At 40.8% G+C, this 13,256-nt stretch carries 9 protein-coding genes and 2 tRNA genes; 7 read left to right on the forward strand and 4 right to left on the reverse strand.

Annotation, left to right across the window (positions count from 1 at the left end):
* Positions 1 to 73: 73 nt before the first annotated feature.
* The gene (locus Q0954_RS29630) at positions 74 to 1,207 is read right to left on the reverse strand and encodes a hypothetical protein (RefSeq protein WP_299464083.1); all 1,134 of its coding nucleotides are present in this window, start codon (positions 1,205 to 1,207) and stop codon (positions 74 to 76) included.
* 366 nt (positions 1,208 to 1,573) lie between these two features.
* Between Q0954_RS29630 and recA the strand changes: the two genes are divergently transcribed.
* From recA to Q0954_RS29645, 3 genes are all read left to right on the forward strand, one after another.
* Positions 1,574 to 2,653: a recombinase RecA gene (gene recA, locus Q0954_RS29635; protein WP_299464086.1), complete on the forward strand. Its 1,080-nt coding sequence runs from the start codon at positions 1,574 to 1,576 to the stop codon at positions 2,651 to 2,653.
* A 332-nt stretch (positions 2,654 to 2,985) separates the two neighbouring features.
* Positions 2,986 to 3,723, forward strand: coding sequence for a hypothetical protein (locus tag Q0954_RS29640; RefSeq protein ID WP_299464089.1), 738 nt, complete (start codon positions 2,986 to 2,988; stop codon positions 3,721 to 3,723).
* Positions 3,724 to 3,737: 14 nt separating this feature from the next.
* Positions 3,738 to 4,424, forward strand: a complete 687-nt coding sequence (locus Q0954_RS29645; RefSeq protein ID WP_299464092.1) for a hypothetical protein — start codon at positions 3,738 to 3,740, stop codon at positions 4,422 to 4,424.
* 16 nt (positions 4,425 to 4,440) lie between these two features.
* On the opposite strand, the gene Q0954_RS29650 is transcribed toward Q0954_RS29645, so the two are convergent.
* Both Q0954_RS29650 and Q0954_RS29655 read right to left on the reverse strand, forming a co-directional pair.
* Positions 4,441 to 5,169: a hypothetical protein gene (locus tag Q0954_RS29650; RefSeq protein WP_299464095.1), complete on the reverse strand. Its 729-nt coding sequence runs from the start codon at positions 5,167 to 5,169 to the stop codon at positions 4,441 to 4,443.
* A 123-nt stretch (positions 5,170 to 5,292) separates the two neighbouring features.
* Positions 5,293 to 6,252 carry an AraC family transcriptional regulator gene (locus tag Q0954_RS29655; RefSeq protein ID WP_299464099.1) on the reverse strand — a complete coding sequence of 320 codons (960 nt, stop codon included), beginning with the start codon at positions 6,250 to 6,252 and terminating at the stop codon, positions 5,293 to 5,295.
* Positions 6,253 to 6,603: 351 nt separating this feature from the next.
* On the opposite strand from Q0954_RS29655, the gene Q0954_RS29660 reads away from it, so the two are divergent.
* Positions 6,604 to 9,870, forward strand: coding sequence for a tetratricopeptide repeat protein (locus Q0954_RS29660; RefSeq protein WP_299464102.1), 3,267 nt, complete (start codon positions 6,604 to 6,606; stop codon positions 9,868 to 9,870).
* A 41-nt stretch (positions 9,871 to 9,911) separates the two neighbouring features.
* On the opposite strand, the gene pdxH is transcribed toward Q0954_RS29660, so the two are convergent.
* Positions 9,912 to 10,559, reverse strand: coding sequence for a pyridoxamine 5'-phosphate oxidase (pdxH, locus tag Q0954_RS29665; RefSeq protein WP_299464105.1), 648 nt, complete (start codon positions 10,557 to 10,559; stop codon positions 9,912 to 9,914).
* Positions 10,560 to 10,811: 252 nt separating this feature from the next.
* Between pdxH and Q0954_RS29670 the strand changes: the two genes are divergently transcribed.
* From Q0954_RS29670 to Q0954_RS29680, 3 genes are all read left to right on the forward strand, one after another.
* Positions 10,812 to 12,950, forward strand: a complete 2,139-nt coding sequence (locus Q0954_RS29670) for a DUF349 domain-containing protein (protein ID WP_299464108.1) — start codon at positions 10,812 to 10,814, stop codon at positions 12,948 to 12,950.
* Positions 12,951 to 13,033: 83 nt separating this feature from the next.
* Positions 13,034 to 13,106, forward strand: a tRNA-Thr gene (locus Q0954_RS29675).
* A gap of 77 nt (positions 13,107 to 13,183) precedes the next feature.
* Positions 13,184 to 13,256: transfer RNA gene (locus tag Q0954_RS29680), tRNA-Thr, on the forward strand.

Here is a 13,256-nt window from a genome sequence, read left to right on the forward strand (position 1 = left end):
GTATTCAATTTTGGTTTTGTCACCTTTAAATTAATACTATTTTGGCAGACTTACTTATATCCCGCAACTTGGGTTAATTACTAACTGCTTTGAGCAAGAAAAAACGAGGGGTATAATGTAAGTACAACCCTGCGGCCACTTCTATCTTTTGGTGGTTAAAATCATAGCTAGGCTCTAACCTAAAACTGAAGGTAACATCAGGGCTGATACGAAAATTACGCAGGTAACGTACCAATAATATATCGCGGTGGCGTTCTGTATAAGTTTTGTTGGTTACTCCAGTAGATCGGTACAGTCCTCCACCTTGTGCCGAGTTGAACCGATCGCCCAACCAAATACTGCCCATCAAGTCGCCCCAGCGGGTAGCCAGGGTAAAGTTGCCATAAAACGCCCTTCCATTGTCAAAGTCGGGTTGCCCAATGGTTACTTCTGCCGCTTGCGAGGCAAGTACATAATTGTCGAGCCGTAGTTGTTGTACAAAGGCATGTTTGCCAAAATTGAAGTGTACCTGTAGCCCGGTGGCAAGGTTCATGGTATTGAGAATGGGTTTGGCAATAAAGGCTTCTTGCCCACCCTGATGCAAAATGGTAAATTGCACGGGTACTTTTACCCGAATGCTGTGGGTACGCAATGGGGCGACATAAGTATGCAACCCTCCAAATATCTCTTCTTGTACCCCCCGACGCATGGCAGTTTGCCAGTCTACCCACAAATCAAGGTACCAACCGGGTTTGTGATGAATTAATTGCAGTCCGTTTTCCAGACGGTTGGTCATTACCCGGTCAAAATCATACAAAGGCTCTATCAAACGGTGGGCGAGATTACCTTGTAGAGTGCCTAAAGTAAGGCTGGTGGAGTCTTTTTTAAACTTGACCGAAAAAACCGGGGCTATAGTAGTAAAATAGTTGTGACCAAAGTCTTGCAGCACATACATGCCTGCGTCTACCCTTACGTTTTTTGCCGGAAAATAGACCAAACGCGGCTTTAGTTGATAGCCAAACAGGGTGTACCCTGGAATAATATCGTTGAAGTACTCATTATTTTTTACAAAGTTGAGGTTGTGCACCTGAAGGTAGAGTTTTTGAGCGTTTTTGGGGGTTATTGCCAGCGAATCTTCAAATACCCGATTGTCTAACTGTGCAAATGCCACGTTTTTGAGCAAAGCCAACCCCAAAAAACCTAAAAGTGCGAATATTCTCCCCTGCATGAATTTAAATAAGAAAAAAAAAGTAAATTTTGCCAAGTTTATTTTAGCAAATCAATCTCTATTATCCGTAAAACTTTGTATATTTGCTCACATAAATAGCAATTAGAACAGATTGTAAGTAACTAAATATTTTTCTAAATTGCTTTAAATCTGATAAATATTAGGGATGCTTCTACTGATCTATTAAGCAAAACTAATTAACCCAAGTTGCAGCATATAAAATGTAAAAGCTTAATTTCCCGTTATTTATATATTTTTAGGTACAAATATAACTGGCACTTGAAGCTTGTCGCTTGTACCTCGCAACTTCAATTAATTATATAATATTAACATCAATCATATCACTTTTTTAAACGCGCATTTCTTATGTCAAATAACAACACTACTGAAAAACTAAAAGCCCTCCAAATGACCTTAGAAAAGCTGGACAAAGCTTATGGTAAGGGAACGGTAATGCGTTTGAGCGACGAGAAGGTAGTAGAAGTAGATGTAATTCCGACAGGTTCGCTGGGGCTTGACATTGCCCTTGGTGTAGGCGGTATTCCTCGTGGTAGAGTAATAGAAATATATGGCCCTGAATCTTCTGGTAAAACCACTTTGGCAATGCACTGTATAGCCGAAGCCCAAAAGTTAGGAGGCATTGCGGCTTTTGTAGATGCAGAGCATGCATTTGATAAAAATTATGCCGAAAAACTAGGCATCAACACCGAAAACTTATTGATTTCGCAGCCTGATAATGGGGAGCAAGCCCTCGAAATTGCCGAGCACTTGATTCGCTCAGGAGCCATTGACCTGATGGTCATTGACTCAGTAGCAGCTTTGGTACCTAAAGCAGAGATTGAAGGTGAAATGGGAGATAGCAAAATGGGGTTACAGGCACGTTTAATGTCTCAGGCATTGAGAAAACTCACTGGTACCATTAATAAAACAAGTTGTTCTTGTATTTTTATTAATCAACTGCGCGAAAAAATTGGGGTAATGTTCGGAAACCCTGAAACCACTACTGGTGGTAATGCCCTTAAATTTTATGCGTCTATTCGTATGGACATTCGCCGTATTGGACAGATCAAAGAAAGCGCTGATAATATTACAGGTAACCGTACCAGAGTAAAGGTAGTGAAAAACAAAGTAGCACCTCCGTTTAAAGTAGTAGAGTTTGATATTATGTATGGGCAGGGAATCTCTAAAGTAGGCGAGATTTTAGATTTAGGCGTAGAGCTTGACATTATCAAAAAATCTGGTTCCTGGTTCTCTTACAAAGGATCTAAGCTCGACCAGGGACGTGATAAGGTAAAAGCCTTGATTTCGGAAAACCCTGATTTGTTTGAAGAATTAGAGATAGCCATTCGTGCCAAAATCAATGGCGAAGACCCTGAGCAAGCAATCAAAAAACGCAAGGGCAATGGCAAAGTAGAAAAAGCGCCCGCCGCTGACGAAGCCAAGTAACAAAGTTTTTTATCCGTTAGTTTATACAAGGTGTCGAGGTGTCGACACCTTTTTTTATGTGTCTTAGGAATTGTTCAAAAATAAATTTACACTCTGAGGGGTGATTTTTCGCCTTGATACTTCGTTATTTTTATCTTAACCTCATCTTTTGAGGCTATACTTTGTTAAAAAATAGCCGAATAGCGATGCTATTAGCCGATTTTTTGCCTCGTCTAGCAACAAAATATTTTATTAAACTATAGAAATTTATTTTTACACCATTCCTTAGTAGATTACTTGCTTGATATTGACCAATTTTTGTGGTAAATTATTGTCATAAAAAAAATAGCAAGATGTCGAAAAACCTGCCCATATCTCCTCACCAATTAGACAAGCAAGCACATGCTTTATGGACAAAGCTCGACAATGTTCAACATGACCATGAAACCAATCTTGCCTTGAAAAAATTGGGCAAAACACAGTTTTGGCAAAATTATGAGGCGTTGCTTCAGACAGCTAAAAAAAATGCCCACTACCTCCAGGTGTCTCCCAAGCCTATCCGTGCCCGTCGCCCTTCGCCTCCTTTACACCTTACCGGGATTTTTCTGATGAACGACCACAAGCTCAAGCAGTTTAAGAAAAAGTACTGGTATGCCAGGCAACTACCTGATGGAGTGTTTAAATTATTATTGGCACTGGTTTTTATTTATGTCAATACCCCACTTGGAGTAGGAGCGTTTTTGTCGCTGGTTGGTTTTTCAATTTGTATGATTGCCTTCAAGGTATTGGTAATGTCTACCCCGCTCGAAAACACCATTATAGAAGTACAACCTGATAAAATTATTCGGCGAGGGGCCAGACTGGCTACTGCTTTTATTGACCTGGACAAAATTCAAAAGATAAAAGAAGGTAACCTGGGACTAATGGTTAGCCAAACTGGATGGCGACATAATATCAATTATTGGCTTTGCGAAAACAACTTTACAACTAACTCCAGAGTAGTATATATACCCAATGTGGTAGAGTCTTATGACGAAATCAAGGTTTTTTTGGAAGAGAAACTCGCCCGGAATCAAGGAGGCATTACCTAAACTTAAAATATACTATGAAACCAAGCGTTTTACCCAACAATTTAGAGCAAGCAGCCCATACTATGTGGGCACAATATGCGCAAGCCCCTTCAGAAGAAAAATTCTGGGAAAATTACCAACACCTGGTCAGACAGGCACAACAACAAAAACCTGCATTGCCCATCCGTAAGCCTACCCCTCCTGTAAACAATGCCCAACTTATCGGTAGATTTGTGCTAGATGCCCAACAACACAGAAAAAACATTAAACAATTGCTTGTATTACTGTTTACATCGTTGGCGATATTATTTTTAAGCGATTCAAATACCTCAGAGTCGATCATTGTCACAGATATGGGCGTTTATGAGTTTCATTCAAATCAGGGGAGTGGTGGAATGAGCTTTTGGTTTTGGGTAGTATTTATTATCATTATGATCCGCTATTTGAAGCTTACCTTTAAAGCTCACCAACTAATGATAGAGTTGACTCCCCAATACCTTATTCGTTATCAGGGTAACCGTGAAACTAGCAAAGTAGTACTCGAAAATATTGGTGTAATTAAAGAAAACAGTCAACATCTAGTAGTATTTACCGAAGGGGTGACTAGTGGGCTGGAACATAATTTCGAGAAGCAAGTAGTGCGCATTCCTAAAAATCTGGAGCAGTACCCGCAGATCAAGTATTATCTGGGGCAGCTCAGGGCACAAAAAAAATATGTGTAACCCCAGTTTATATGTGCTATTTATGGCTCTGCTTGTTACCCAACAATTGGCGCAGCGAGGCAAAATGCATCAAATAAGCCATAGGAACCACAAACCCTGGCAACCATATATAGGGTAGGTAAGCAATAAAAGTATTGGCAGGAGCATTATGAAACACCCTAAACGGAGTAGGTGCCGACAAAATAGCAACGGTAACAATGGTGGTTACCAACCCCAAACCAAGCACGTTCCAGGCTATAGCCCAGCGTTTATGCAAACGTGAACGTGTAAAACAAAAATACCCTATAGGCAAAGCAAAAATTGCCGTGAGCACATCGTAGTTGAACCCCTCAAAAGTCATTTGAACCGGAATGACCTGCTCAAGAAACAACGCCCACAAGATAAGCTCCATAGGAATACGAAAAACCTGCGCATACACCAACCAGTGAGCAGGGAGGTGGGCAATAATAGCACGACCAGTGCTAGAACTCATAAAGGCAATGATGCAAAGCATAGGTACCACAAGTGCTATAGCAAAACGCGGGGGAATGGTGGAGAAGTTGGTAAAAAAGCCTGCATAGGACAAGCCACCCGAAAGGATAAACCAGCCAAAAAGTGGCAACGTCATCCAGGCAAAACGACGAATGAACTGGGAGGTGCTTAGTCCCATTTTTTTGAGCCCGTATTGCACACCATACAAATAAGCCATCAATAGCGCCAAAATGAGCAAACCAAACAATAATGAAATATACAAAGGAGGATGCATAAAGTGAGAGAGTTTGTTGACAAATAAATGATAATGCAAGATAATGCCTCCTATTCAAAGGTGCATGTACCAAAATTGCTAATTAGTTTTTAGGCCGCATTTTTTGTTTTGTGAACTATCAAACTACACAATCATCGACCGATACTGCTGAGGCGATACCTTAAACCGTTGCCTAAATACCCGACAAAAAGACGTAGCGTTTTCATAGCCAATGGTATAGGCAATCTCGTGAATGGTCATTTGGGTGGTTTTGAGTAGGTTTTGGGCGTTTTCGAGGCGTATCTTTGCCAGGTATTGGTAAGGTGTAAGCCCGAATACTTGCTTAAACAAGCGTAAAAAATGGTATTTAGACAAACAAGCTGTTTGTGCCAAATCGTCGAGCTGAATAGTACAGTGGGCAAAACTATGTAAGTAATCCAAAGCAAACCCCAGCCGTTTGTACAATTCTACGCGAGTAGTTTGCTTGATAGGAGGTAGTTGCTCTACCTTCTTGAGTATGTTGCGGTGCAGTTGTAGCAAATACACCAATATTTCGTACAATTTCTCTTCCAGCCATAAGTGTTCTTGGACTGTGTTGCTGGCAAACTGTTGCCCCAGCGACAAAGTATTTACTTGATAGTGAGGTGCTTGACGAATGGCTTGAATCAACCCCATTAGGTACGCATCTTTGCGGTGCAATTGGTTATAAAACAGTAGTTGAGGGCTATTGATATGCGCGCTATTTTGAAGCAGATAGTCAGAAGGCAACAACAAACTCTCGTATACCTGCTCTACCAAACGATCGGCAAAATGAATATTGAAAGTCTCTATTGGGCGAGATGTTTCAATGGCTAAAGTGTAATGTTGTTGTTGATTGGTTACAAAAAAGAATGCTTCAGGAATTGTGACTTGACGATTGTCTACTGTACAATGACTCTCCCCGCTAATATTCATAAATATAGACAACGCCCCTTTTACGTCTGGACGATAATCTTGTTGGGTACGCACGTTTAGAATAGCTGTAGGCCAACCTTTTTTGTTGTGGTAACTTTGTGCGATAAATTTTTTAAGGCTATCCAAGTCAGGAAATTGCTTACGAATCATAATGCTTTTACAAAGTTCGGTATCTCTAAAATAGGGCATTTTTGATAAAATCAGCAATAGATTGAGTTACATTTTTCCAAAACCTTTGACGCTATCTTAGAGAGTTCTTGTCAAGTGACCAAAAACATTTGCTTATCCTTATTTTAAAGCATTTTGCAAAAAATAATAATATAAACACCAACTAAATAAGCCTAAATTCAGTAAGTTATATTGTTAAACCATCATCAGCAAAGTATTTGCTATTACTTTACAAAGTTGCTCAAAATTTTGACTAACTTTAAACAAACATTCAACCCAATGCCACTCTTGAGTAAAAATAATGACCCTACGAACTGATTGATAAGATATATTATGAAAAAACTAAGGTTATGTATTCTTATCCTACTAACCTATCACAGCACCGTCTTTTCGCAAAAACAAGTCATCATAGACTCACTCAAGCAATTGTTGCAAACCAGCCTTGACAGTCGGCAAAGAGTAGACATATACAACCTGATTGCCCACGAGTACCGCTCCTCAGACTCTGCCCAAGTAGTACATTATGTTTCAAAGGCAGTAGAACTATCAAATAAAACCGTTTATTACAAAGGCATTGCCGATGCTTATTATCCACTAGGTTGGGTGATGATGCACAAGGGGCATTACCTTAAGGCTGCCAAACTGTATAACAAAACCCTGGAAGCTGCCCAAAAAGGCGATTATAAGATAGGGAAAGCCAATGCCTATAACGGTTTAGGAGTTAACCAATGGTATAAAAATGATTTTAAAGCCGCTCTTCAATACTTGATTAAATCGCTTGAATGGCGTAAACAAACCAATGACCAAAAAGGTTTGGCAACTAACTATAGCAATATTGGGCTTATTCACTCTATGCAGGGCAATTACCTGAAGGCGTTGGCTTTTCAGGACGAAGGACTCGAAATTCGCCTTAAGCTCAACGACAAGCGAGGGATTTCAGCCAGTTATGACAACATAGGTGCCATTTATACCAGTCAAGGCAATTACCCACAAGCCCTTAAGGTACTGTACAAAGCCCTACGCATTAACAAAGAAATAGGGGCTAAAAATGGCATGGCTTACAATTACAGCAATTTGGGACTGGCATATACCAAGCAGGGCAACTACCCCAAAGCATTGGATGCATATACTAAAGCATTGAAACTAGATGAGGCGTTAGGCTCTAAAAACAGAATTGCCCGCACTTATGATAACTTGGGCATTGTATACACCAAACAGGGCAATTACCATAAAGCATTGGGCTTTTATCAAAAAGCCCTTAAGATAAGGGAACAAACCAAGGATAAAAATGGAATGGCTTTGAGTTATAATAACCTGGGGTTGATTTATACCAGCCAAAACAGTTATTCAAAGGCACTGGTTGTTTTTCAGAAAGCATTGACTTTAAACCTAGAAGCCAACGTGCAACAAGAAGTAGCCGCCAATCATAACAACATAGGAACAGTATATTATCAGCAAGGCAAATATGACAAAGCATTGTTGGTATATAACAAGGCACTTAAAATAAGTGAAAAAATAGGCAACAAAAACGGGGTAGCTACCAGCAACCTGAAACTGGGAAAGCTCTCACTTAAACTTCGACAATTTGATAAAGCACAGGCATACCTGGAAACCGCCTTGAGTATGCGGACTCAAATGGGCGAGAAAGATTTGATGGCAGAAGCTTTTGTTCACCTGGGAATGGCGCATTACCAACAAAAAAACTATACAAAAGCCAAACAGTATTTAGTCAAAGGAGTAAAGTCGGCAAGGGGAGTGGGTAACCCGGTCATTGTACGAGATGGAGTAGAGGCATTGGCTAATGTATACCAGCACTTGGGTAACTACAAAAAAGCCTACGAGTGTCAGGTACTTTTTAAGAAAATGGCCGATAGTCTTTTGAACGAAGTCAGTATACGAAAACTTACTCACCTGGAAGCCAGCTATGCATCCAAAAAACGCGAAGATTCGCTTGCCAAAGAAAAAGCTTTGCTCAACGCCGACATCAGACAACGCAAACTTACCCAACGCACCACTTACCTGGGGTTGGGACTTACCTCTGTGTTGTTGCTGGTAGCCTTGTTTTTTTTCCGTAGTAAGCAACGTGCCAACCGGGAACTGAACAGGGTAAATGCTGACTTGGACTTGTCGGTAGAAGGACTAAACAATGCCAATGAGGAGATTCAGCAGCAGCAAGAAGAGTTGCGTGCTCAGCATGCCTACCTGGAAGAGTCATACAAAAACATTCAACTACTGACCAATATAGGGCAAGAAATTATCGCCTCACTTGACTTAGACCAAGTGTTGTTTACCATTTATACCCATGTAAACAAACTGATGGACGCCACTATTTTTGGCATTGGTATTTATTATCCCAAACGGCAAAGCATTGATTTTAGGCTTGCCATAGAGAGAGGACAGCGCTATAAACACTATTCACGCAATACCTTAGACAAGCAACAACTTGCGGTATTATGTATTGAGCAACAAAAGTCAATCAGAACCGGAAACATCCAGCAAGAATACCCTGAGTTTGTCGAAAGTTTTAACATTAATACCCCACTTGAAGACGGCTCGCTTGCACAAATGCCTCGTTCGGCAATTTACTTGCCCTTATTGCTCGAAAACGAAGTGGTAGGTCTGATAAGCGTACAGAGTTTTGAAGAAAATGCTTATACCGACCGCCATTTCAAACTGTTAAAAAACTTGTCTTTGTATGTATCCATTGCCATTGGTAATGCACAAATGTTTGAACAGTTGGATAACAAAAATCAAGACATTACGGCAAGTATTACCTACGCAAAACGCATCCAACGGGCTATTTTACCCTTCGAAAAAACACTCAAGCGACACTTACCAGATCATTTTGTGTTGTTTAAGCCCCGCGACATTGTTTCGGGCGATTTTTACTGGGTAGAGGAGGCCGAAGGCAGGATATTTATTGCGGTGGGTGACTGTACAGGGCATGGGGTGCCAGGGGCTTTTATGACTATTTTGGGCTCACAGGCTTTGACTAATATTATTATTCAAAACAAGGTATATGCGCCCAAACAAATACTTACCCGGCTCGACCGGATTTTGCGTTATACCTTGCGCACCGAAGATACCCAAGTGCGCGATGGCATGGATATGGCACTGTGTGTCATAGACAAAGCCCAGCAAACAATGCAGTTTGTAGGCGCCAAAAGCCCTTTGATGTTGGTGCAGGATGGTCGATTGAGAGAGATTAAAGGCGATATGAACGGGATCAATGAGCACCACAAACAAGACGAAAAAATACAGCTTACTGTGCACAACATTGATGTGTCGATGCCTACTACTTTTTATCTATACTCTGATGGTTACCAAGACCAGTTTGGAGGAATGTACGGGCGTAAATTTATGAAGAAACGCTTCCGTGAATTATTGCATAGTTTGTCGACTGATGACATGACAAAACAAAAGGAAGTACTGGAGCAAACCCTTTTGGAGTGGATAAGTGTAGAAAGTGCAGGAATTACCTCTGAAAACCAAGAACCAGGCGGCAAACAAAAGCAAGTAGACGATATTTTGGTAATGGGGGTCAGGTGGCAACCTTTGGGCAATGAACCGCAAGCTGCAAGCGACAAGTCCTATACATAGATAGTTTACTTGTCGCTTGTGGATAAAACCCGACGCCTATTTTAAGGTGCCAACCTCTTAATTATCCATTCGTTTCCACCTCCCTCATATAACAAGCGATCGTGTAAACGACTAGCCCTGCCTTGCCAAAATTCTACCTCGTGGGGCACCAATACATAGCCACCCCAATGCAAAGGGCGCTCTACAGTTTTTCCTTCATACTCAGCAGTGGTCTCTGCCACTTTAGACTCCAAAACTTCCCGGTTTGCTACCTCATAGCTTTGGGGCGACGCCAACGCCGATATTTGGCTACCCCTTGGGCGGGTACTGAAGTAGTCGGCAGAAGTCTGGTCAGACACCTTTTTTACCTCACCATAAACACGAACCTGGCGCTGGAGCTCTGGCCAAAAAAACGTAAGGCAAGCCTGGGGGTTTTCTTCAAGCTCTGTCCCTTTGCGGCTTGTATAATTGGTGTAAAAAGTAAAACCTGCTGGGTTGGTATCTTTGAGCAAGACCACCCTACCCGATGGTTTGCCTGCTTTGGTAGCAGTGGCAAGGTGCATGGCAGTGGGTTCGTTTACTTCAGCTTTAATGGCTTCTTCTAACCATTGGTTAAATTGAGTGATTGGATGAGCAGCCACGTCTTTTTTATGTAGTGAGTGTAAAGTATAGTCGGTGCGTATTTGGGATATTTTTGCAGAATTGTCCATAAATATGTAACTTTAAAATTGTTAGGAATTAAACCTAAAAACCTATTTCTTTGCTTAAAATTAATGTTTGTGATACATAAACATGATTGATAGCATTAAGTTTTACTTAATAAAAATAAGTGTATTGTTGCCAAATTTGACTTAATTGCAATGATACAGCATTTAGCCAAGAATTAAATAGTTTTTTTATAGCTTTGCGCTCTTGCAACGCACCAACCATTTATTGGTTTTACAATTATTGTAAGTTTAGTTATGAGTACCGAAAACGAAGAAGTAAAATCTACTGGTGAAACCTCTCAGGATAGCACCCAGGACAAAGTTGTAACTACTGAAAATACAGACAATACAACTGGTTCGAGCACCGAAAACACCACAGAAAGCACAGATACTAACAGTGATACTGCCTCTAAAGAGGTAAAAACTGACCCTGAAGCCACTACTGAGGTGCTAAAAGATGCTAACGACTCTTCCCAACCTGAACAATCTGCAGAAGAAAGCGCTAGTCAACCAGAGGCAAGCAATGCTACCGCAGAAACAGCCTCTGCAGATGCTCCAGAAATAACCAGTACTTCTTCTGAGAGTACTTCGGAAACAACGCAAAGCAGCGAATCAACGCAAGAGGACCCAAAGGAAGAAGACCAAAAGGAAGAAGAAAAAGAGGAAGATTATAGTCAGTACGACAAAGACGCACTGGTGGCTTTGTCTGAACAGCTGAAAGAGGAAGGCGACCTGCAAAAGGTTAACCGAACCCTTAACAAAATCAAACCTTTCTTTGACGAAATCACCAACCTTGAGCGTGAAGAAGCACTTGAGAAATTCAAGGCAAGTGGCGGTGATGAAGGCGATTTTGAGTATAAACAAGACGAAAATACGCAAGCATTTTATAACAATTACAAAGAACTCAAGAGCAAGCGTAGCCAGTTTATAGCCCAGCAGGAAAAACAAAAAGATGAAAACCAAAAAACCAAAGAGCGTTTGCTCGAAGAAATAAGGGCTTTGGTTGATTCTGAAGAGAGCCATAAGAGCATGGAGGAGTTTAAAAAACTTCAGGAACAATGGAAAGCTGTTGGTCCGGTACCTCCTGCCCAATCTAAAAGCCTGTGGGCAAGCTACAACGCCCTGATGGAGCTTTACTATAACAAGAGAAGCATCTACTTTGAGTTAAAAGAACTTGACCGACGCAAAAATCTGGAGAAAAAACTAGAGCTTTGCGAACGCGCCGAAAAACTTGCCGAAAGCTCTTCTATTCAGCAAGCCATCAAAGAGTTGCACGAGCTACACAACGACTACAAGCACATAGGACCCATTCCAAGAGAGGAACAAGACAAAGTTTGGGCACGTTTCAAAGCTGCTTCTGATATTATTTACAACAAAAAACGTGAGTACTATCAGGAAATGAAGCAGAAAAAAGACGAAAACCTTGCCCTCAAGCTTGCCCTTTGTGAAAAAGTAGAGCAAGAGTTTGCGGGTTATCAGTCTGAAAAAATCGCCGACTGGAATACCAAAACCAAAGAACTGCTCGAAATACAAAAACAGTGGGAAGAAATACGTTTTATCCCTAAAGAAAAAATCAAAGAAGTAAGCAAACGTTTTTGGGGAGCTTTCAAATCTTTCTTTCACAACAAAAACAACTTCTTTAAAACTGTGGAACAGTTTAGAGAAGAAAACCTTGCCAAGAAAGTAGCTCTTTGCGAAAAGGCAGAGGAACTGACCGCCAGCAATAAGGCTCCACAGAAAGTGGCACAGGAGCTCAAAGACCTGCAAAAAGAGTGGAAAGAAATCGGACCAGCTCCTGCCAAACAAAAACAAGCGGTATACGAGCGTTTCAAAAAAGTATGTGATGCCTTCTTTGAAAACCGTCGCAAGGAATACCAGGTGCAAGAAGAAGAGTATTTGGTAAATCTGGAGAAAAAACAGGCGCTGTGCGCCAAAATAGATGCGCTGGAAGGTGATGAACTAAAAGCCATTGACGAAAAAGCCCTGGAGGGTTTTGTAAACGAATGGAAGCAAATTGGTTTTGTGCCCAAAAAGGACAAAAAATCCATTGAAAAGCAGTTTGAAGCCTCGGTATATGGAGTCATCAAAAGAATACCAGAGATTGAAGACAGTCGCAGAGAAGCCTTGTCTGGTGCTTTGGATGTGGTAATGGCAAGACTTAGTCCCAACGCCTCGAAAAAGCTAAACCAAAAAGAAGGAGCCATCCGTAAGAAAATATCTAAGTTAGAAAACAACATAGATACACTCAAAAATAACTTAGGATTTTTTGCTAACTCTAAGAAAGCAAATAAGTTAAAAGAAGATTTTGAGAAGCAAGTGGAAACGGCTGAAAAAGAATTGAACAGTTTGAAGAAGCAATTGAAAGCTCTTAAGAAAGCTGAAAATAATTCATAAATCAGAAAAAAAATGTAGTGCAAAGCTTGGAAGGAATAGGTTTCTCTTCTACCTTTGCACCGCATTTAAGGAAAACAAAGCAAGCCTCCTTAGCTCAGTTGGTAGAGCAACTGATTTGTAATCAGTAGGTCGTTGGTTCGAGTCCAATAGGAGGCTCTTAAAAATATAAGTTTTCTATAGCCTGTTTTTTATTAAACAGGTTTTTTTAATGCAAAAAAGAAAAGGAAGTACAAGCCTCCTTAGCTCAGTTGGTAGAGCAACTGATTTGTAATCAGTAGGTCGTTGGTTCGAGTCCAATAGGAGGCT

Origin of the sequence: uncultured Microscilla sp. (assembly GCF_947493425.1) — a bacterium.
GTDB lineage: Bacteria > Bacteroidota > Bacteroidia > Cytophagales > Microscillaceae > Microscilla.

Coding starts and splice junctions, on each gene's coding strand:
- Q0954_RS29630 (WP_299464083.1), bottom strand. CDS start 1,207: ATGCAGGGGAGAATATTCGCACTTTTAGGTTTTTTGGGGTTGGCTTTG.
- recA (WP_299464086.1), top strand. CDS start 1,574: ATGTCAAATAACAACACTACTGAAAAACTAAAAGCCCTCCAAATGACC.
- Q0954_RS29640 (WP_299464089.1), top strand. CDS start 2,986: ATGTCGAAAAACCTGCCCATATCTCCTCACCAATTAGACAAGCAAGCA.
- Q0954_RS29645 (WP_299464092.1), top strand. CDS start 3,738: ATGAAACCAAGCGTTTTACCCAACAATTTAGAGCAAGCAGCCCATACT.
- Q0954_RS29650 (WP_299464095.1), bottom strand. CDS start 5,169: ATGCATCCTCCTTTGTATATTTCATTATTGTTTGGTTTGCTCATTTTG.
- Q0954_RS29655 (WP_299464099.1), bottom strand. CDS start 6,252: ATGATTCGTAAGCAATTTCCTGACTTGGATAGCCTTAAAAAATTTATC.
- Q0954_RS29660 (WP_299464102.1), top strand. CDS start 6,604: ATGAAAAAACTAAGGTTATGTATTCTTATCCTACTAACCTATCACAGC.
- pdxH (WP_299464105.1), bottom strand. CDS start 10,559: ATGGACAATTCTGCAAAAATATCCCAAATACGCACCGACTATACTTTA.
- Q0954_RS29670 (WP_299464108.1), top strand. CDS start 10,812: ATGAGTACCGAAAACGAAGAAGTAAAATCTACTGGTGAAACCTCTCAG.